Origin of the sequence: Methylobacterium phyllostachyos, assembly GCF_900103445.1 — a bacterium.
In the GTDB taxonomy this organism is placed as follows: domain Bacteria; phylum Pseudomonadota; class Alphaproteobacteria; order Rhizobiales; family Beijerinckiaceae; genus Methylobacterium; species Methylobacterium phyllostachyos.
In genome coordinates this window covers 55,962-76,524 of sequence record NZ_FNHS01000020.1, presented here as the reverse complement: position 1 = coordinate 76,524, position 20,563 = coordinate 55,962, and the positions used below count along the sequence as shown (strand labels likewise).

The 20,563-nt window shown below is 69.4% G+C and carries 16 protein-coding genes; 9 read left to right on the top strand and 7 right to left on the bottom strand.

Features of this window, described 5'->3' with window-relative positions; translation table 11 throughout:
* The first annotated feature begins 155 nt into the window (after positions 1-155).
* Positions 156-3,338, top strand: a complete 3,183-nt coding sequence (locus BLQ49_RS25250; RefSeq protein WP_244507758.1) for an autotransporter domain-containing protein — start codon at positions 156-158, stop codon at positions 3,336-3,338.
* Here BLQ49_RS25250 and BLQ49_RS25245 read toward each other — a convergent pair.
* Positions 3,322-4,242: a LysR family transcriptional regulator gene (locus BLQ49_RS25245; protein ID WP_091721388.1), complete on the bottom strand. Its 921-nt coding sequence runs from the start codon at positions 4,240-4,242 to the stop codon at positions 3,322-3,324. The genes BLQ49_RS25250 and BLQ49_RS25245 overlap by 17 nt on opposite strands.
* A 92-nt stretch (positions 4,243-4,334) precedes the next feature.
* Between BLQ49_RS25245 and BLQ49_RS25240 the strand changes: the two genes are divergently transcribed.
* The gene (locus BLQ49_RS25240; protein ID WP_091721385.1) at positions 4,335-5,216 is read left to right on the top strand and encodes an aldo/keto reductase family oxidoreductase; all 882 of its coding nucleotides are present in this window, start codon (positions 4,335-4,337) and stop codon (positions 5,214-5,216) included.
* A 190-nt stretch (positions 5,217-5,406) separates the two neighbouring features.
* On the opposite strand, the gene BLQ49_RS25235 is transcribed toward BLQ49_RS25240, so the two are convergent.
* The 5 genes from BLQ49_RS25235 to BLQ49_RS25215 all read right to left on the bottom strand — a co-directional run bounded on the left by BLQ49_RS25235 (position 5,407) and on the right by BLQ49_RS25215 (position 10,600).
* Positions 5,407-6,636, bottom strand: a complete 1,230-nt coding sequence (locus BLQ49_RS25235; protein ID WP_091721383.1) for an ABC transporter substrate-binding protein — start codon at positions 6,634-6,636, stop codon at positions 5,407-5,409.
* Positions 6,637-6,951: 315 nt separating this feature from the next.
* Positions 6,952-7,839: a beta-keto acid cleavage family enzyme gene (locus BLQ49_RS25230; protein ID WP_091721380.1), complete on the bottom strand. Its 888-nt coding sequence runs from the start codon at positions 7,837-7,839 to the stop codon at positions 6,952-6,954.
* Positions 7,840-7,856: 17 nt separating this feature from the next.
* Positions 7,857-8,615, bottom strand: a complete 759-nt coding sequence (locus tag BLQ49_RS25225) for an SDR family NAD(P)-dependent oxidoreductase (RefSeq protein WP_091721377.1) — start codon at positions 8,613-8,615, stop codon at positions 7,857-7,859.
* Positions 8,612-9,562, bottom strand: a complete 951-nt coding sequence (locus BLQ49_RS25220; protein ID WP_091721375.1) for a 3-hydroxyacyl-CoA dehydrogenase family protein — start codon at positions 9,560-9,562, stop codon at positions 8,612-8,614. Before BLQ49_RS25220 ends, BLQ49_RS25225 begins: the two co-directional genes overlap by 4 nt.
* A 12-nt stretch (positions 9,563-9,574) precedes the next feature.
* Positions 9,575-10,600, bottom strand: a complete 1,026-nt coding sequence (locus BLQ49_RS25215; RefSeq protein WP_091721372.1) for a cyclase family protein — start codon at positions 10,598-10,600, stop codon at positions 9,575-9,577.
* 273 nt (positions 10,601-10,873) lie between these two features.
* On the opposite strand from BLQ49_RS25215, the gene BLQ49_RS25210 reads away from it, so the two are divergent.
* The 7 genes from BLQ49_RS25210 (at position 10,874) to BLQ49_RS25175 (ending at position 19,086) form a co-directional block, all read left to right on the top strand.
* Entirely contained in the window at positions 10,874-12,127 is a 1,254-nt protein-coding gene (locus BLQ49_RS25210; protein ID WP_091721370.1) for an ABC transporter substrate-binding protein, read from the top strand.
* 15 nt (positions 12,128-12,142) lie between these two features.
* On the top strand, positions 12,143-13,018 hold the full coding sequence (locus BLQ49_RS25205; protein ID WP_091721367.1) for a branched-chain amino acid ABC transporter permease: 876 nt from the start codon (positions 12,143-12,145) through the stop codon (positions 13,016-13,018).
* Between the two features lie 301 nt (positions 13,019-13,319).
* Positions 13,320-14,240, top strand: coding sequence for a branched-chain amino acid ABC transporter permease (locus tag BLQ49_RS25200; RefSeq protein WP_091721364.1), 921 nt, complete (start codon positions 13,320-13,322; stop codon positions 14,238-14,240).
* Positions 14,237-15,742 (top strand): ATP-binding cassette domain-containing protein, encoded by a 1,506-nt coding sequence (locus tag BLQ49_RS25195; protein WP_091721361.1) that lies wholly within the window; start codon positions 14,237-14,239, stop codon positions 15,740-15,742. Before BLQ49_RS25200 ends, BLQ49_RS25195 begins: the two co-directional genes overlap by 4 nt.
* Positions 15,743-15,980: 238 nt before the next feature.
* Entirely contained in the window at positions 15,981-17,234 is a 1,254-nt protein-coding gene (locus tag BLQ49_RS25185; protein ID WP_091721354.1) for an acyl-CoA dehydrogenase family protein, read from the top strand.
* Positions 17,231-18,289 carry a phosphotransferase family protein gene (locus BLQ49_RS25180; RefSeq protein ID WP_091721351.1) on the top strand — a complete coding sequence of 353 codons (1,059 nt, stop codon included), beginning with the start codon at positions 17,231-17,233 and terminating at the stop codon, positions 18,287-18,289. Before BLQ49_RS25185 ends, BLQ49_RS25180 begins: the two co-directional genes overlap by 4 nt.
* A gap of 2 nt (positions 18,290-18,291) precedes the next feature.
* On the top strand, positions 18,292-19,086 hold the full coding sequence (locus BLQ49_RS25175; protein WP_091721348.1) for an SDR family NAD(P)-dependent oxidoreductase: 795 nt from the start codon (positions 18,292-18,294) through the stop codon (positions 19,084-19,086).
* Between the two features lie 215 nt (positions 19,087-19,301).
* On the opposite strand, the gene BLQ49_RS25170 is transcribed toward BLQ49_RS25175, so the two are convergent.
* Positions 19,302-20,108 (bottom strand): glycosyltransferase family 2 protein, encoded by an 807-nt coding sequence (locus tag BLQ49_RS25170; protein WP_244507760.1) that lies wholly within the window; start codon positions 20,106-20,108, stop codon positions 19,302-19,304.
* Positions 20,109-20,563: the final 455 nt, after the last annotated feature.

Here is a 20,563-nt window from a genome sequence, read left to right as displayed (position 1 = left end):
TGTTTTGATAATACAATGGCGCTCCTCGAGAAACGTGACGTGATTATGACGATGCCGGGCGGCTGAATCTGCTTATCTCCCTTGCCCCGAAGGCCGAACGGCCGTGCGATTCGGGGTGAGCTATGAAATTACGACACGGCGTCTCGACCGCCGCCATGTTGGCTGCGGTCCTCGGTTCAAGCGCTCAGGCGCAGACGGCCAGCCGCGGCAACGGCGTCGACATCCTGTCGGGCTTCAGCCGGCTCTGGGTCCCCGGGCGGACCTACGACACCGGAACGCCCACGGCCCTCGGGGCGCCCCTCCTGCTGCGCAACATCCAGATCGTCGCCGACCGGGCGCGCGAGCGGACCCGCGATCAGGAGATCGCCGCCTATTACGACGACCGCCGCAACCAGAGCTACAGCGTCATCGACGGCCTCGGGCCGCTGACGCAGGCTTTCCGGGCGGGGGCCGGGGCGACCACCACGATCCCGGCCTTCGACGCGACCACGGCGCGCGTACAGTACAACGATCAAGGCACCGGCGCCGGCGTGACGACTTCGCCCCTCGGGAAGGTCGTGCAGCTGGTCAACGCGTTCCGGAACAACGCCTCCACCAGCCCCGCCAAGGATGCCTACAACTATTGGCGCCCCTGGCGGCAGAGCCTGAACGGCCAGAGCCTCGCCTGGGTCGTTCCGGCCTCCCTGGTGCCCGAGAAGGGCCCGAACCCGGCCAGTGACGGCGGCTTCCCGAGCGGCCACACCAACGCCGCCTACCTCTCGGCCATGGCGCTGGCCTACGCGGTCCCGCAGCGGTTCCAGGAACTGCTGACCCGCGCGAGCGAACTCGGCGACAACCGCATCGAGGCGGGCATGCACTCGCCCACCGACGTGATGGGCGGCCGCGTGCTGGCGACGTATTTCGCCATCCGCGCGCTCAATGACCCGGCCAACGCGACGCTCATCGGCGAGGCCTTCGCGCAGGCCCAGAGCTACCTGAGCCAGGCCTGCGGCGGGCCGCTGGAGCGGTGCGCCCGCGCCGTCGATCCGGCCACCGATCGCTTCTCGGATTACGCGCGCAACAAGGCCGCCTACACGGCGCGCCTGACCTACGGCTTCCCGTCGGTCGGGCCGACGGACCTGCCGCCGGTGGTCCCGACCGGCGCCGAGGCGCTGCTCGCGACGCGCTTCCCCTATCTCACCGCTGCGCAGCGGCGCGACGTGATCGCCACCACTGAGCTGCCGTCCGGCGGTTTCCTCGACAATGGGATGGGCTACGACCGCATCAACCTGTTCGCCGCCGCCGACGGCTACGGCGCCTTCAACGGCACGGTCACCGTCACCATGGATGCCGCCAAGGGCAGCTTCTCGGCCTACGATATCTGGCGCAACGACATCGGCGGCACGGGCGGACTCGTGAAGCTCGGCAGCGGGACGCTGGTGCTGACCGGCGCCAACACCTATGCGGGCGGCACGACGATCGGCGGCGGGACGCTGGTCGGCCATGCCGGCGCCTTCGGCACGGGGGCGATCGTCGACAACGCGGCCCTCGTCATCGATCAATCCACCGACGGAACCCTGGCCAACGCCATCTCGGGCTCCGGCACCCTCACCAAGACCAATGCGGGCACCCTGACGCTCACCGGCCTCAGCACGCTGAGCGGCGCCACCACGGTTCAGGCCGGGCGACTCGCGGTGAACGGCGCCCTCGCCAACTCGACCGTGACGGTCTGGCAGGGTGCGGATCTCGGCGGCACGGGCGTCGTGGGCGGGATCAGCGCGCTGTCGGGCGGCACCGTGTCGCCGGGCAACTCGATCGGCACGCTCGCCGTCACCGGCCCCGTCGCCTTCGCGCCCGGCTCGACCTACCGCGTCGAGGCCAACGCCGCCGGGCAGGCCGACCGCATCACCGCCGGCGGCAACGCCGCCCTCTCGGGCGGCACCGTTCAGGTGCTGGCCGCCTCGGGCAGCTACAACCCGCGCACCACCTACACCATCCTGTCGGCCGCAGGCGGCGTCTCCGGACAGTTCGCCGGCGTGACCTCGAACCTCGCCTTCCTCTCCCCGGGCCTGCGCTACCTGCCCAACGAAGTCGACCTGACGCTCACCCGCAACGACGTGCCGTTCTCAGCCTCCGCCACCAGCCGCAACGGCTGGGCCGCGGCCAACGCCGTTCAGGCGGCCGGTGCCGGCCGGCTGTTCGACGCGGCGGTCGCCTTCACCACCACCGAGGCCGATGCCGGCTTCCGGGCGCTCGCCGGTGACATCCACGCCAGCACGGTCTCGGCGGCCTACGAGACCGCCTTCTTCGTGCGCGAGGCGGTGCTCGACCGGCTGCGCTGGGGCACTCCCGGCACCGGGCTCGACTACGGCAACCTGCCGTCCACCTACACGGCCGACCTGCCGGGCCGGCCTCCGGTGGTGGCGAACGTGCCGGTGCGGACCCTCGATCCGCAGGTGTTCGGGCTGTGGGGCCAGGGCTTCGGCGCGTTCGGCACGGCGAACAGCGGCGGCAACGCGTTCGACCTCGACCGGCAGATCGCGGGCTTTGCCGCGGGCGCGGACGTGCGACTCCCCAGCGGGCTGCGCTTCGGCGTGGTCGGCGGCTACACGGAGGCGTCTCTCGACAGCGCCGGCCGGGTCGGCGGCATGAGCCGGGCGGAGAGCGCGACGCTGAAGAGCGGGTTCGGCGGCGTGTATGGCGGCACCGAGGTCGGGCCGCTGTCGCTGCGGCTGGGGGCCATCTACGCCGACACCGACACGCACACGCGGCGGGCGGTGGCGTACGGGCTGTCGGACACGCTGAGCGGGCATGGCGGCGGCTACACCGTGCAGGGCTTCGGTGAGATCGGCTGGAAGATCCCGCTGGGTGAGCCGGCGGTGGCGGCTCTGGTGTCGAAGGACGGGGCGGCGGTCGCGGTGCAGCCGGCGGCGAGCTACGTCGAGCCGTTCGTGGGCGGAGCGTATGTCGGGATCCGGCGCAACGGGTTTGCCGAGGCCGGGGGTGCGGCCGCGCTGGCGAGCTTCGCGCGGGACTACGACCTGGGCGCGGTGACCGCGGGGGTGCGGGCGCAGACGAGCCTGGATCTGGGGCTTGGGCTGCCTGTGACGCTGCGGGGTCTTGTGGGCTACCGGCGTGCGTTCGGGGATGTGGTGCCGACGGCCTTGCTGCGGTTCGGCGCGGGCGGCCCGGCGTTCCTGAGCGCGGGCGTTCCGATCGACCGGGACGCGCTGGTGGCGCAGGTCGGGCTCGATCTGGCGGTTGCGCCGAACGCGACGCTGGGCGTGGCCTACACGGGCCAGACTGGCGCCCAGGCGCAGGATCAGGCGGTGAAGGGTAACTTCACCCTGCGGTTCTAGCGCGCGACCCCTGCGCGCCGACGAAATCCACGAAGGCGCGCAGGGGCGCCGGCAGGTGTCGCCGGCCCGGATAGTAGAGGAACGGGCCGAAAAAGTCCTGCCACCAGGGCTCCAGCACCGGTTCCAGGGCGCCGCTGTCGAGATGCGGCCGCAGCCAGTCCTCGAACAGGTGGATGACCCCGGTGCCGGCGATCGCGGCCTCGATTGTGAGGTCGCTGGCGCCGACCCGCACGATCAGCGGCCCGGTCGGGTCCACCCGGACGATGGCTCCATCCCGCTCGAACTCCCAGGGCGCCGTCAGGGCGCCGCTGGGGAACCGGCCGAGCAGGCAGGCATGGGCGAGGAGGTCGCGCGGATGCTCCGGCCGGCCGCGCCGGTCGAGATAGGCCGGCGCCGCCGCGGTGGCGAAGCGTTGCCGCCGCGGGCCGATCGGCACGGCGATCATGTCCTGCTCCAGCCGCTCGTCGTAGCGGATGCCGGCGTCGCAGCCCGCCGCGAGCACATCCACGAACCCGTCCTCGACCACCACCTCCAGGCGGATCTCCGGATAGGCCGCCAGGAAGGGCGGTACGAGCGCGGGCAGGACCAGCCGGGCCACGCTCAGGGGCACGTTCAGCCGGAGCGTTCCGGCCGGCCGGTCGCGGAACCCGTTCACCACGTCGAGGGCGGACGCCACCTCGGCCAGCGCCGGGCCGAGCCGTTCGAGCAGGCGGGCGCCCGCCTCCGTGGGGGCGACGCTGCGGGTGGTGCGGTTCAGGAGGCGCACGCCCAAGCCCGCCTCCAGCCGGCGCACGGCCTCGCTCAGGCTCGACGCGCTCCGGCCCCCGGCACGGGCGCCATCGCGAAAACCGCCGGCCCGCGCCACGGTCACGAAGGCGGTGAGGTCCGCGAGATCCTGCGTCATTGTTCGAGAATGCGCACGGCCCGTGCCGATCGTCACGGCTTATCGGCGCAATCCATGCCGTCTACATCCGGGGCGCCAACAGGAGATTCGCCATGACCGATAGCACCGCGGATATTGCGCAGGCCGGCACGTTCCAGCTCGGTGACCGGACCGTGAAGCGGCTAGGCTACGGGGCCATGCAGCTCGCCGGACCCGGCGTGTTCGGGCCGCCGAAGGACCGCGCCGAAGCGGTGGCGGTGCTGCGCGCGGCCGTGGCTGCGGGCGTCGACCACATCGACACCAGCGACTTCTACGGGCCGCACGTCACCAACCAGATCATCCGCGAGGCGCTGCATCCCTATCCGGACGATCTCGTGATCGTCACCAAGATCGGCGCCAAGCGCGGGGCCGACGCCTCGTGGAACCCAGCCTTCTCGGCCGCGGAGCTGACCCAGGCGGTCCACGACAACCTGCGCAACCTCGGCGTCGATGCCCTCGACGTGGTCAACCTGCGCCTGATGTTCAATGTCCACGGGCCGGCAGAGGGCCCGATCGAGGCGCCGCTCACCGTGCTGGCGGATCTCCAGCGGCAGGGGCTGATCCGCCGGATCGGCCTGAGCAACGCCACGCCGCGTCAGGTCGCCGAGGGGCGGCGGATCACCGACATCGTCTGCGTGCAGAACCAGTACAATCTCGCGCACCGGGGCGACGACGCCTTCATCGACGACCTGGCGGCGGCCGGCACGGCCTACGTGCCGTTCTTTCCGCTGGGCGGGTTCAGCCCGTTGCAATCGGACACCCTGTCGGCGGTGGCGGCGGGGCTCCGCGCGACGGCGATGCAGGTGGCGCTCGCGTGGCTGCTGCGCCGGTCGCCCAACATCCTGCTGATCCCGGGGACGTCCTCGCTCAGCCACCTGCGCGAGAACCTCGCGGCGGCCGAGCTCAACCTTCCCGACGACGCGGTGGCGGCCCTGGACCGGATCGGGGCGAAGTAAGAAAGGCTTTGACCGGTGCTTTCCCCTCCCCTGGCGATCCCGGGCCTGCCCGGGATCGCTCGAGCTTGTGGGGAGGGTGAAGGGTGGGGGTGGTGCAGGAGGCACCGGATCGCTCAATCCTGAACCACCCCCACCTCCAACTCCTCCCCACACGGGGGAGGAGAGCACGCGGCGCGAGCGCCGAAGACCCCTACTTGCCCGTCATGCCGGCGACCAGCGGGCAGCCGCCCTCGCTCATCGGGCGGAAGGCCTGCTCAGCCGGGATCGTCTCCAGCACCTTGTAGAGGTCCCACTCCCCCTTCGACTCGGCGGGCGTCTTGGCCTCGAACAGGTACATCGGATGGATCTTGCGGCCGTCCGGCCGGATCGTGCCCTTGCCGAACAGCGGGTCGTCGGTGGGTAGCTCCTTCATCTTGGCGACCACGGCGGCGCCGTCCTTGGCCGAGTGCAGGGCCGCCACCGCCTTCAGGTAGTGCAGCGTGCTGGCGTAGACGCCCGCCTGATACGAGGTCGGCTTCTTGCCGGGCATCCGCTTCTCGAAGCGTTCCGAGAAGGCCCGGGTGCCGGCGTTGAGGTCCCAGTAGAACGAGGCGGTGAAGTCGAGCCCCTGCGCCACCTCCAGGCCGAGCGAATGGATGTCGGTGATGGCGATCAGCAGGGCGGCCAGCGACTGGCCGCCCTGGCGGATGCCGAATTCGTGCGCCTGCTTGATGGCGTTGGCAGCATCCAGCCCGGCATCCGCGAGCCCGATCACCTGGGCGCCCGAGGCCTGGGCCTGGAGCAGGAACGAGGAGAAGTCCGGGTTCGGGAACGGCGTGCGCACGCCGCCGACGACCCTGCCGCCGTTCTTCTCCACCACCGCCTTGGTGTCGCGCTCGAGCGCCAAGCCGAAGGCGTAGTCGGCGGTGATGAAGTACCAGCTCTTGCCGCCACGCTTGAGCATCGCCTTGCCGGTGCCGTTGGCAAGCGCCGCGGTGTCGTAGGTCCAGTGCACGGTGTTGGGCGTGCAGGCCGGCCCGGTGAGGTCGGCGGTGCCGCCGCCCGAGTTGATGAAGGCCTTGTTCTTCTCCTTGGTGATCTGCGCGATGGCGAGCGCTACCGAGGAGGTCGGCACGTCGAACACCGCGTCCACGCCGTCGCGGTCGTACCATTGCCGGGTGATCGAGGCGCCGACATCGGGCTTGTTCTGGTGGTCGGCGGCGACGACCTCGACCGTCAGCCCATGGTCCGCGGGCTTGAAATCCTCGACCGCCATGCGGGCGGCGACCACCGAGCCCTCGCCGGTGGAGTCGAAGTAGACGCCGGAGCGGTCGTTCAGCACGCCGATCTTCACCGGCACGCGGTCGGCCGCGAGCGCCGCGCCGGCGCCGAGCGCGCACAGACTCCCGAGCAGCGCCGCGGCGCGGTGGCGGAGCGTCATGTCTCTCTCCCTGTTTTTTGGAACGCGGCGGCGTTGATCGGCGCTCGCGGACTCGGAAGACAGAGTATCCGTGAGGGATCACGGCTGAAACGGGGGCGGGTGAGGATGCCGCAGATCCGTAAGCGCTACGGCTCTTCCCTCCCCCCCTCTGTGGGGGAGGGTGGCCCCCGAAGGGGGTCGGGAGAGGGGAGCGACGGTGTAGGACAGGGCTCTGTGCTGCGTGAGGGTCGCGCCCTTTCCTGAACCCGGGCTCCCCTCTCCCGCCTCGCTCCGCGCGTCTCCCTCCCCCGCAGAGGGGGGAGGGAGACGCGCGGGTCATTGCCCCCGCGGCGCCAATCCAAACATCGCCCGCGCCTGATCGGGCGTCGCCGGCTCGCGGTCGATATGGGCCAGCAGGCTCACCGCCTTCTCCACCAGGGCGGCGTTGCTCGGCGCGAGCCGGCCCTTCGACAGGTACAGGTTGTCCTCCAGCCCGACCCGGACGTTCCCGCCCATCCCGGCCGCCACCGCGAGGATCGGAAATTCCTCTCGCCCGATCCCGAAGGCCGACCAGATCGCATCCTCCGGCAGCCGCGCCCGCATCGCCACCAGCGCCTCGGGTGTCGCAGGCGCCCCCCAGGGGATGCCGAGGCAGATCTGGAACAGGGGCGGGCGCGCCAGATGCCCCTCGGCGATCAGGTGGCGGGCCAGCTCGATCTGGCCGAGGTCGAACACCTCGATCTCGGGCTTCACGCCCGCCTCCCGGATCTGCCCCGCCATGGCTCGCAGATGGCCAGGGGTGTTGAGGAACAGGTGCTCGCCGAAATTCATCGTGGCGATGTCGAGGGTGCAGATCTCCGGCCGCAAAGCCGCGACGTGCCGGGTCCGGGCCTCCGGGCTCACGAAGGTCGTGCCGGGGCCGGCCGTCGCCGGATCGGGATCGCCCGGCACGAACCGGCCCCCCGCCCCCGTGGTCAGGTTGAGGATCACGGAATCGTTCTTCTCGCGGATCCGCTCCACGACCTCGCGGTAATGGGCGAGTTCCATGCTGGGCGCGGCGGTCGCGGGATCGCGGACATGGATGTGGACCACCGCGGCCCCGGCGGAGGCCGCCTCTAGGGCGGATCGCGCGATCGCCTCGGGGCTCACCGGCACGGCCGGGTTCTTCTTCGGCGTGTCGAACGAGCCCGTGAGGGCGCAGGTGATGACGGTGGTGCTCGACATCTCGCGTCTCCCCGCGCTCACAGGACCCCGCCATCGACCGTGATGGTCTCGCCGGTGATGTAGGCGGCGCCCGCCGCGAGGAAGAAGATAGTCTCGGCGATATCCTCCGGCCGGGCCATGCGGCGGAGCATCGTGTGCTGCACCGTCGCGGCCTTGCGGGCCTCCGGCCAGGGGTCGGTCCAGGGCGTGGCGACGAGGCCGGGCGCCACCGCGTTGACCCGCACGTCGGGGGCCAGCGCCCGGGCGAGGCTGCGGGTGAGGTTGATCAGCCCGGCCTTGCTGGCCGAGTAGGCGACCGAGGAGCCCCGCCGCCCGAGCCCGGCGACCGACGCGGTGTTGACGATAGCGCCGCGGCTCGCCTTGAGCGTCGGCGCCGCGGCCCGGGCGCAGCGGAACGGCCCGAGCAGGTTGGTCGCCAGGATCGTGGCCCAGAAATCCTCGGTCATCGCGTCGAGGTCCTCGAACGCGATGGGGGTGGTGGTGCCGGCCGTGCCGGCATTGTTGACGAGCACGTCGAGGCCGCCGAGCTGCGCGATCCCGGCCGCCACCATCGCCTCGGCGTCGCCGGGCTCGGAGACATCCCCCGGCAGGGCGATGACGGAAAACCCTGCCCCGGCGAGCCGCCCGGCCTCTTCGGAGCCACGGGCATCGTCGGGCAGGTGGTTCAGCGCCACCGTGGCGCCGTTGCGCGCGAACATCGCCACCGTCGCGAGGCCGATGCCCGACGAGGCCCCGGTGACGAGGACGCGCCGTCCGGTGAGATCCGCCCCGATCATGTACCCTCCATCCGGCCGATCGTGGCCATCGCGGCCTTGAGCGCCAGGAGCTTGCGGTCGCGCTCGCGGAACAGCTCTTCCGGCGGGCTGCCGCCCCAGTCGAAATAGCCCTTGCCGGCCATCACTCCGGTCCGGCCTTCGGCGCAGAGGGCGTCTAGGGTCTCGGAGCGCGCCCGGGGCCGTGCGGGCACGTAGCTCGCATTCGCCATCGCCCGCTGCGTCAGCTCCAGCCCGGTGAAGTCGGCCTTGGCGAGGTGGCCGAGGATCGGGATGCGTAAAGAGAGGCCGTGGATGATCGCGTCGTCGATCTCCCGGGGCGAGGCGATCCCGTCGTCGAGCAGGCTGTACACCTCGGCGCTGATCGCCGACTGGATCCGGTTGGCGATGTAGCCCGGGATAAAGCGCTTCAGCACGATCGGCACCTGGCCGAGGCCGCGCACCAGATCGGCCATCGCGGCGACGATGGCCGGATCGGTGCCGGGGCCCGGCACCACGTCGACGAGGTCGACGATGTAGGGCGGCGTGTACCAGTGCAGGATCAGCGCCCGCGTCTGCCGCGCTGCGGGGATCAGCGGAAAGACGTCGAGGTAGCTGGTGTTGCTGGCGAGGATCGTGTCGGCCGCGCAGAGCCGGTCGAGGTCTGTGAAGAGGGCGCGCTTGGCCTCCGGGTTCTCGGTGATCGCCTCGATCACGAGGTCCGCGCCCGCCACAGCCGGTTCGAGCTCCGCCTCGACCCGGACCGCTCGACCGAGCCTTTCGGCATCCCAACCCTTCGGGGCGGCGCCGGCCTCCTGAAGCGTCGCGAGCGCGGAGGCCATGAGGGCTGGGATGCGCGCGCGGGTCTCAGGGGCCGTGTCGGTGATCCGCACGGCGTGCCCGTGGAGCGCCAGCACCAGGGCGATGCCGTGCCCCATCAGGCCGCCGCCGACGATTGCGATCTCGCTCATGCCGCCCTCTCCTCACACCGTGGCGATCGGCGTCGTCGGCGAGCCCACCGCCCCGGGCAGACGCAGCGGCGGCGCGGTGAGCAGGAAGCGGTTCCGGCCATGCGCGCGCAGCCAGTCGGCGAGTGGCGTCAGGTGCCACAGCTCGCCGAGATTGACCCCCAGCTTGAACAGGCAGTGCTCGTGCAGCGGCAGCGTCGCGCAGCAGGCCGGTCCGGGACCCGCCGGATAGGCCTCCACGGCGTAGTTGTCGGCGATCAGCGCGCAGAGCCCGCTGCGGGTGATCCAGTCGAGGAGCCGCGGATCCCGCCCGTCGAGCCCGGCGCAGAGATTGTGGACCAGCTTCGGGTCCGGATCGCCGCCCATGGCGATCAGCCGCTCGGCGAAGCCCGTGTGCAGGCAGACCATGTCGCCGGGCTCCACCACGACGCCGTCCGCCTCCAGGATCCGGGCGAGCTGGTCGTAGCCGACCTTGGTCTTCGCGTCGCCGAGATGGGCGCGCAGGTCGATCATCACGGCCCGGCCCTGCATGCCGGCCTCGGCCAGCCGCTCGATCCCGAGTTTTTTGGCCTGGGAGGGCTGGTCGGCTGCCTCTGGCGTGCTCGGCCCGACGATGTCGCGGCCGCCGCGGAAGCCGTTGTAGAAGGTCGGGCCTGAGCCCGAGCCGTCCGCGTCGAACAGCGCGCCGACATGGGCGAGCGAATCCCACTGCGTCGAGTATTGCAGGTGGATCAGCGCCCGGTCGTCGCAGATCACGTCGGTGGCGCCGTCGACCTCCTCGCAGACCGGGAAGTTCATGTTGGGCCGGCCGTTGGCCCGCCGCGTCGGGGTGATCTGCGGCGGGTGGCGGCGGGGATTCAGAACGTTGCCGCCCGGCAGGTCCAGGGGCAGGCTGAGGCAGAAGGTCAGGCCCTCCCGCACCTCGGCGACGCCCTGCAGCACCTTCTCGGGGGTGAGCAGATTCAGGCGCCCGCGCTCGTCGTCGGGGCCGAAGTCACCCCAGGTCGAGCCCTCGGGCCGGCGGGTCCAGCGCAGACTCATGGGGCCGGCCCCCGGGCCGGGACGGAGCCGGACAAGCGTGCGTTCCTCACCGGATGATCCGCCCTTCTTCGAGGCCGTCGGGCCCGCTTGAGCGGTGCCGGGTGCGAGCCTAGGCTCGACCGTCCGGACCCGGAAGCCCGGGGCGCGAACGACTTGCCGGAAACGTCACCCGCCGCGCGCCGCGCGCCCCTTGTGATCCGTCGAGCCCCGGCTACACTCGGGTCCAAGCCCACGAATAAAGAATGCGGGCACCGAGACTTCGAGGAAACGCCGATGTCCGAGACCGCCGCCGTCCGGCGCGCCCAGTTCCGGCGCGTCTTGCCCGCGCTCATGGCGGCCGGCTCTCTGCTGGCGGGCCCGGCCCACGCCGCGGACCCGATCAAGATCGGCGTGATCGCCGAGGCGCAGTCGGTGGCCGGGGCCTCGATCCCGCAGGCCGTGCAGCTCGCCGCCGCCGAGATCAACGCCAAGGGCGGGATCGACGGCCGGCAGATCCAGGTCGTCACCTACGACGACAAATCCTCCGCCTCGGACGCGGTCCGGGCCTTCCAGCGGGCGGTCTCGGAGGACAAGGTCAATCTCGTCATCGCCAGCTACATCTCCGAGGTGGTGCTCGCCCTGATGCCCTGGGCGGCCCGGCTCAAGACGCCGCTGATCACCCCCGGTGCGGCCTCGAACGAGATCAGCGTGAACGTCCACAAGGACTATGCGCGCAACAAGTACACCTTCCACGGCTACCTGACCTCGCACGCCCTGGCGCAGGCGGTCTGCGACTCGGCCAAGGACGTGCTGGTCGAGAAGCTCAAGGCCAAGACGGCGGCGATCATGAGTGAGGACGCGGCCTGGACCCGCCCCCTCGACGCCGCCTACGAGGAATGCCTGCCGAAATCCGGGCTCAAGGTGGTGGAGCACGTCCGCTTCTCGCCGGACACCGGCGACTTCACGCCGATCTACAACAAGATCGAGGCAGCCAAGCCCGACCTGATCGTCACCGGCATCGCCCATGTCGGCGTGCAGCCGACCGTGCAGTGGCAGAACCAGCAGGTGCCGATCGCCATGACCGGCATCAGCGGGCAGGCGACCTCCTCGACCTTCTGGGCCAACACCAACGGCGGCACGCAGGGCGTGCTGTTCGACAGCGTAGCCTTGCCAGGCGTGGCGCTCACCGAGAAGACGATCCCGTTCTCGGAGGCCTTCGCCAAGCGCTTCGGCGGGGCGCCGTCCTACGCGGGCTTCATGGCGTACGATGCCGTCTACTACACCGCGGAGGCGATCAAGCGGGCGGGCTCGACCGAGGCCGACAAGCTCGTCGAGGCCCTGGAGAAGACCGATTACGTCGGCACGGTCGGGCACCTGAAGTTCTACGGCAAGGACGAGCCGTTCACGCACTCGATCCAGTACGGCCCCGGCCTGATGACCAGCGTGCTCGGGCAGTGGCAGAACGGCAAGCAGATCGCGATCTGGCCGGCGGCGACCGCCAACGGGGCCATGGTCCTGCCCCCTGCGGTGAAGGCGGCGGTCCAGTAGGCGGGGGAGAGCGCGATGATCGGCCTCCAGATCCTCGTCGATGGCTTCGCCATCTCGGCCCTCTACGCGCTCGGCGCGATGGGCTTCACCCTGATCTTCGGGGTCTCGGGCGTCCTCAACCTGACCCACGGCGCCCTGATGGTGATGGCCGCAGTGGCGGCCTGGGCGGCCTCGGCCCTGTTCGGGCTCGGCTCCTATGTCGGCGCGGCGGTCGGCGTGCTGTGCGGGCTGGCGGGCGCGCTGGTGACCTACTTCGCGGTGGTCGCGCCGATCGAGCGGAGCCGGGCGATCCCGCGGGAAGAGAAGGAAATCTTCGTGCTCACCGGCACGCTGCTCTGGGGGATCATGATCCAGGAGCTGGTGGCCTACTTCTTCACCGACAACCCGAAGACCGTGCTGCCGATCGTCGAGGGCGTGGTCGAGATCGCGGGCGTGCGCACGCCGAAGAACGAGCTGTTCACGGCGGTGATCTGCTGGGTGGTGATCGGCCTGCTCTGGCTGTTCGTGAACCGGGCGCGGGCCGGCAAGGTCCTGCTCGCCGCCTCGATGAACCCGCGGGGCGTGACGCTGCTCGGCCACGACATGGGCAAGATCTACGTGGCGGTCTGGGCGATCTACGGCCTGCTCGCCGGCATCGCGGGGGTCCTGCTCGGGATGTTTCTGGGGGTGTCCTCGTATTCGGTGGGGCCGCTCACCGCGAGCGCCTTCTCGATCGTGGTGCTGGGGGGCTTGGGCAGCGTCACCGGCTCGCTGATCGCCGCCTACGTGGTGGGGTATCTGGAGACCGCCACCGCCTACCTGATCTCCCCGGCCTACCGGGTGATCCCGGCGCTGCTGCTGCTGGTGGCCGTGATGTACCTGCGCCCGCAGGGCCTGCTGGGGCGGCGGTAATGGTTGTTTTCATGGCTGGCCCGTGCCGCCGCGCTCCCTCCCCCCTCTGCGGGGGAGGGTATTCACGCATCGCTGGTCGCTGGGCTCTCTCCTCCCCCTTGCGGGGAGGAGCCGGAGGTGGGGGTGGTGCAGGATGGGGCAGTGCGGTGCCTTCTGCACCACCCCCACCCCCTACCCCCTCCCCGCAAGGGGGAGGGGAAAGCGCTCTTTTTTCAGGGCGTTACTCTCAGACCCAGAAGTGTGAATCCGTCAGCTTCCCCCGCAGAGGGGGGAGGGAAACGCGCGGAGCCCTGGTATCCTGATGAAGCTCCTCACCACCCCCGGCTTCTGGATCGCGATCCTCGCCGTCGCGGCCGCTGCCACCCTGCCCTGGTACGTCTCCGGCTACATCCTCGGCCTGCTCACCATCGCCTACTATTTCGGCGTCTTCGCCATGGCGTGGGACCTGCTCTTCGGCTTCGCCGGCGAGGTGAATTTCGGGCCGACCTTCCTGATCGGGCTCGGAGCCTACGGCGCCGGGATCCTCAACAACCGCTACGAATTGCCGATCCCCTGGTGCCTCGCGGCCGGCACGCTGCTCGCCGTGGTCGGCGGCCTCGCCCTGGCGTTGCCGGCCTTGAGGGTGCGCGGGCCCTATTTCGGGCTGATCACCCTGGTGGCGGTCCTGCTCCTGCAGAACATGATCGTGGTGTTCTCCGGCCTCACCGGCGGCGAGATCGGGCTGACCGTGCCCGACGTCATCTCGATCGACGCCGACACCAATTACTGGCTGGCGCTCGGCTTCATGGCGGTCTCGGGGCTCATCCTTACCGCCATCGCGCGCTCGCCGGTCGGCCTGATCCTCCAGGCCGCTGGGCAGGATCCGGTGGTGACCGGGGCGCTCGGCTTCAACGTCGCCAAGCACAAGCTCGCGGCCTTCGCGGTCAGCGCTGCCTTCTCGGGCCTCGCGGGCGGATTGGTCGTCTTCTACATGGGCACCGCCTCGGTCGGCACGCTGATCGACACCGCGGTCGGCGTGCAGGTGATCATCGCGGCGGTGCTGGGCGGCCGGCGCACCATCGTGGGCGCGGCGCTCGGCGCCGTGTTCCTGATCGCGGCGGGCGAGCTGCTGCGCCCGCTCGGGGCGCTATCGACCTTCGTGGTCTCGGCGGTGGCCCTCCTCGTGATCCTGTTCGTGCCCTCGGGGCTGCTCGGCCTCGGATCGCTCCGGAGAGCCCGATGACCGTCGCCGTCGCGCCCCCGCCGGTCGTGTCCCCCGTCTTGGCCGAGCCCTGCCTCAGCGTCCGCGGCCTGACCAAGCGCTACGGCGGCCTTGTGGCCGTCAAGAACATCGACCTCGACCTGCGGCCCGGCGAGATTTTGGGGCTGATCGGCCCGAACGGCTCGGGCAAGTCCACCGTGATGAAGCTGATCATGGGGCTGGAGCGCCCGAGCGCCGGCTCGATCCGCCTCGACGGCGCCGAGATCGGCGGCATGCCGGCCCACCGGGTGGCGCGCTCGGGCATCGGCCTCGTGTTCCAGCACGCAAGGCCGCTGCAGCGGCAGACGGTTCTCGAAAATATCAGCCTCGCGCTCCTGCCCGACAGCCTGATCCGGCTCGCCGCGGATCCCCACGTCGCGCGGCGGGCGAAGGAAATCGCCGGGCGCGTCGGCCTCGGCGCCGTCATCGACCGGCGGCCCGGCACCCTGCCCTTCGCCGACCTGCGCCGGCTGGAACTCGCCAAGGCGATCGCCCGCGATCCCCGGGTGGTGCTGGTCGACGAGCCCTTCGCGGGCCTCACCGGCGGTGAGGTCGCGGCCTTCTCCGAGCTGATCCGGGGTTTTCGCGATGAGGGCAAGGCCGTGCTCCTCGTCGACCACAACGTGAAGAGCGTCTCGGCCCTCGTGGACCGGGTCTTCGCCATGTATCTCGGCGAGCGCATCGCCGAGGGCTCGGCCGAATCCGTGATGGCCGACCCGACCGTGCGGCGCGTCTATCTCGGCGGCAGCATCGAGACGGCGGCCCGGCCGGAAGCCGCGTTCAAGCCGGATTCGCTGCTGACCGTCGAGAATGTCGACGTGCTCTACGGCAAGGCGCAGGCTTTGCGCGGCGCCGCGATCCACGTCCACGAGGGCGAGTTCGTCTCGGTCGTGGGCCTGAACGGCGCCGGCAAGACCACCCTGTTCAACGCCATCTCGGGCCTCGTCCCGCATACCGGCACGATCCGGTTCGCCGGCCAGGACCTCGCCCGGATGAAGCCCGCCGCCATCGCGCGCGCCGGCATCGTCCAGGTGCCCGAGACCCGGGAGCTGTTCGGCGATCTCAGCGTCCGCGAGAACCTCGACCTCGGCGGCCAGCATTTCCCGAAGGCCGAGAGCGCCAAGCGCCGCGAAGAACTTTACGAGCTTTTTCCGATCCTCAAGGCCCGCGAGGGACAGAGCGCCCGCACCCTGTCGGGCGGCGAGCAGCAGATGCTGACCATCGCCCGGGCGCTGATGATGCGCCCGCGCCTCCTGATCCTCGACGAGCCGACGCTCGGCCTCGCCCCGGTGATCCTGGAGCTGCTGTCGAAGGCGCTGGAAAAACTGCGCCAGACCACGCCGATCACGGTGCTGCTCGGCGAGCAGAACGTCACCTTCGCGCTGCCCCACGCCGACCGGGTCTACGTGCTGGAACAGGCCCGGATCGTCTGGGAAGGCCCGCCGCAGCGTTTCGCCAGCGAGATGGGATCGGCCTATCTGTGAGGGACGCAATCGTATCCGCGGCACCCCCTCCCCCCTCTGCGGGGGAGGGTGGCCCCCGAAGGGGGTCGGGAGAGGGGAACCCGGCTTCCGGATCGAGCGCAGCCTTCATGAAGGCCGAGCCGTATTCTGCTCCGTCGCTCCCCTCTCCCGACCCCTGCTTAGCAGGGGCCACCCTCCCCCGCAGAGGGGGGAGGGAGATGCGCGGATCTCGTCAGAACAACACCAGGGAGCGGACGCTTTGGACTTCACCCTCTCCCAGTCCCAGACGCACTGGCTGACCCGCGTTCGCGCCTTCATCGCCGACGCGATCGTGCCGGCGGCCGCCGCGGTGGCGGCCGAGCGCGCGGAGAGCCGCGAACCTTCCCCCACGATGGAACGCCTGAAGGAACAGGCGAGGGCCGAGGGCCTGTGGAACCTGTTCCTGCCGCCCTCGCCCGAGCACGACACCGGGGACTACCACGGGGCTGGCCTCACCAACCTCGACTATGCGCTGTGCGCCGAAGAGATGGGCCGGGTCGGGATCGCCTCGGAGGTGTTCAACTGCGCGGCGCCCGACACCGGCAACATGGAGGTGCTGCACCGCTACGGCACCGCGGCCCAGAAGGAGCGCTGGCTGAAGCCCCTGATGGCCGGCGAGATCCGCTCGGCCTTCCTGATGACCGAGCCGGAGGTCGCCTCCTCGGACGCCACCAACATCGCGACGTCGATCCGCCGCGACGGCGACCACTACGTCATCGACGGCCGCAAGTGGTGGTCGACCGGCGTCGGCGACCCGCGCTGCCGGATCGCGATCCTGATGGGCAAGACCGACCCGGAGGCGCCTCGCCACCGGCAGCAATCGCAGATCCTCGTGCCCATGGACACGCCCGGAGTCCGCGTCGAGCGCCTGCTGCCGGTCTTCGGCTACGAGGACGCCCCCAAGGGCCACGGCGAGGTCGTGCTGGAGAATGTCCGCGTCCCGGCCGAGAACCTGATCCTCGGCGAGGGGCGCGGCTTCGAGATCGCGCAGGGCCGGCTCGGGCCCGGCCGCATCCACCATTGCATGCGCACCATCGGGGCGGCCGAGGTGGCGCTGGAGGCCATGGCGCGTCGCCTCGTCTCCCGGGTCGCCTTCGGCAAGCGGATCTCCGAGCAATCGGTCTGGGAGCAGCGGGTCGCGGAGGCGCGGATCGATATCGAGATGACCCGCCTCCTCTGCCTGAAGGCCGCCGACATGATGGACAAGGTCGGCAACAAGGGCGCCAAGCTCGAGATCGCCATGATCAAGGTCGCGGCGCCGCGGGTCGCGCTCAAGGTGATCGACGATTCCATCCAGGCCCATGGCGGGGCCGGCGTCTCGGAGGATTTCGGGCTCGCCAAGATGTACGCCCATATCCGCACCCTGCGGCTCGCCGACGGGCCCGACGAGGTCCACAATCGCTCGATCGCCCGGCTCGAATTCGGGCGCTACACCAATGCCCAGCCAGGAGCCCCGGAGGCGGAGCGCGCATGAGCGATGCCGATGTCTTCTCCGGCGTGAAGCCGGTCGAGCCGCGCCACCGGATCGACGAGGCGAAGCTCGCCGCCTGGATGGAAGGGCACGTGCGCGGCTATGCCGGCCCGCTCACCGTCCAGCAGTTCCGCGGCGGCCAGTCGAACCCGACCTACCGGCTCGACACGCCGGGCCAAGCCTACGTCCTGCGCCGAAAACCCTTCGGTCCGCTCCTGCCCTCCGCGCACGCGGTGGACCGCGAGTTCCGGGTGATCGGCGCCCTCTACGGCGAGGGGTTTCCGGTGCCGCGGCCCTTCGCGCTGTGCGAGGATCCGGACATCATCGGCGCGGCCTTCTACGTGATGGAGGCGGTCGACGGCGCCGTGCACTGGGACGGCGCCCTGCCCGGCCTCGATCCTCATGCCCGCCACCGGCACTATGCCGGCATGATCGCCACGCTGGCGCGCCTCCACGCGATCGATCCGGAGGCGGCGGGGCTCTCCGATTACGGCCGGCCCGGCAACTACTTCGCCCGGCAGGTCGACCGCTGGACCCGCCAGTACCGCGCCGCCGAGGACGGGCGGCTGGAGGATGTCGAGCGGCTGATCGCGTGGTTGCCCAAGACGGTGCCCGAGCAGCAGGGCGCCTGCGTGGTCCACGGCGATTACCGCCTCGACAACCTGATTTTTTCGAGAGATGGCGGCGTCAGCGCCGTGCTCGATTGGGAATTGTCGACGCTCGGCGATCCGCTCGCGGATTTCAGCTACCTGCTGATGCAGTGGGAATTGCCGGCCGACGGGCGCAGCGGGCTTGGCGGGCTCGACTTGGAGGCTTTGGGCATCCCCACCCGCGACGAGGCGGTGGCGCTCTACTGCCGGGCGGCGGATCGGAGCAGCTTGCCCGACCTCGACTGGTACTTCGCCTACAACCTGTTCCGGCTGGTCGGCATCCTCCGGGGCGTGGCCGCCCGCGCCAAGGCCGGCAACGCCGCGAGCGAGCACGCCGCCGCCATGGCGGCGCGCGTACCGAAACTCGCCGCCGCGGCCTGGGGCTTCGCCGAGCGGGCGGGGGCCTGAGCATGGAGCTCGCCGGCCGCGTCGTCGCCGTCACCGGGGCCGCCCGGGGCATCGGCCGGGCGCTCGCGGTCGCGGCCAAGGCCCGGGGCGCGACAATCGTGGCCCTCGACCGGGACGAGGCCGGTGCTGAGGCCGTGGCGGCGGAACTCAGCGGACGGGCCTTCGCGCTCGACGTGGGCGACGCGGCGGCGGTCGCAGCAGTTGTGGCGCGCATCGAGGCCGAGATCGGGCCGATCGCGCTCTACTGCTCCAACGCCGGCATTTTGGAGCGCGATCCCGACCCGGATCTCGCCACCTCCGCCGATCCGGAGAGCTGGGCGCGTGCCTTCGCGGTGAACGTGATGGGCCATGTCCACGCGGCGCGGGTGCTTGTTCCGCTCTGGCGTGCCCGGGGCGGGGGCGCGTTCCTCGGGACGGTCTCGGCCGCGGGGCTGCTCAGCCAGATCGGCAGCGCCACCTACGGGGCGACCAAGCACGCAGCCCTCGCCTTCCTCGAGCATCTCGCCATCGCCCATGCCGAGGACGGGATCCGGGTGGCCGCCCTGTGCCCGCAGGGCGCCGACACCGCCATGCTGGGCGACGCCAGCGCCGCGTCGCGCGACGGCGTGCTGGCACCGGAGGCCGTGGCCGAGGCCGCCTTCGAAGGGCTGGCGGCGGGGCGCTTCCTGATCCTGCCGCACCCGCAGGTGGCGGAATACGCCCGCCGCCGGGCCAAGGACCCCGAGCGCTGGCTCGCCGGCATGGCGCGCCTGCGCCGGTCGATGCGGGCGGGCCGGAAGAGTCAGCATCGACAGTGATGAATCGCTCGTCGGCTCTGTCGTTGGCAGGTCTGACCGGAAGCGTCGCGCCTTCGCGTACCTCGCCCCCGGATGGAAGCCGGGTGATCACCGCCCAGCGCCGGTCGAGCCCCGCACCGGAAGCGCCGTTCCACAAACGGCAAGACGACATCACAAGCTTCGCGCTACCAATGCCTTCTCATGGGTGACCCTCAGCGCATTGTGAAGCGAGCCCTTCAAGAAACGCGATTCGGGGAACGGTGAAAACGGGTAAGATTTTCGACGACGCCGGAAAGATCGCGGCACCGAGGCAGATGGTAGGTCTCGATATTACTGAGAAATCTGTCTCTCGTTACGGTATTAGGGTGATTTCCGCCTACTTTCTGGGCCTCTTCGGGGCTTATGTTCTGCTTGATTTGCAATTTTCTCGAAATGATCGCTTCGTTGCGGTACGTGTATCCGTAATAGAAAATCACCAGATCATTCAATGTGGGTGTCTGAGGCCAATGTCTGCCTGCCATGGGGTAGACCAGATCGAAGTTATGGATGCTTCGCGAGGCGCGGGCGCCCGTATCAAGAATTCTGATGGCATTGGGATTGTCTTCAATGTAACCGAATTGCACCTGATCATATAGAGGTAAGTCCGGACTTGGATATATATCTGTTTCCGGATGAACGAAAACGATATTCCCTATAAAATGCTGAGTTGGTCCACTGAATTGGTTCAGTTGGCCAAAGTTGCCGACCAGGAATTCAGTGACGTTCAGGGCCATGCGCCACCCGGCGATCATCCTCTCATAAAACACCACCTCGTCGTCGATGATTTGGCTGTCGAAGTATTTGTTTCTTGTTTCTCGGATTTCCCATTGTGGGCAGAGGTCCCGAATAATGTCGCAGCTTCTATCCGTAGATCTGTAGTCGATCATGATTCCATGATCAAAAATATTTCGATGATGTTTCAGCCACCACGGAAGTAAATATTCCTCATTATAAAAATGGCATATGACAGTATTTTTCGAGCGTGGTGATGCCGGGGGTGCCATGCGGAAAACCATTGACTATTCGAAGTCTGCGTCTTTGGTAGGAGAAAGAAAGCGAAGATGTCAAGTTTTTGGATGAACTGGTGACATGGGTCCGGTTATTTCGGATCGGAAATGGGGATATACAAAAAGACTATCTCAAGATGCCGTTGGGTGTTTTCAGGGCATGTATTTAAGAAACGACTTATGTCCTAAAACCGTTGCCTTGGTTTCTCGCGGTCTGCAGCTTGGCCTCGCCGTGGGTGCCGGATCCCACGTGATTGCGAAGCAGGAGAGTGGCCGCCGTGACACGGTATTGGCAGCCCTAAAAATCCAGTGACCGTCGCGGTATCTGAAACCTTGCCCAATTGCTTTTTGGCGCGGCGGTGAGCCGATACACTCGGTCCGATCTCATGATATCTATTGACAAAATCAATTCAAACAAAATCGAGACCTTATCGATCATCCAAAGCAAAGAC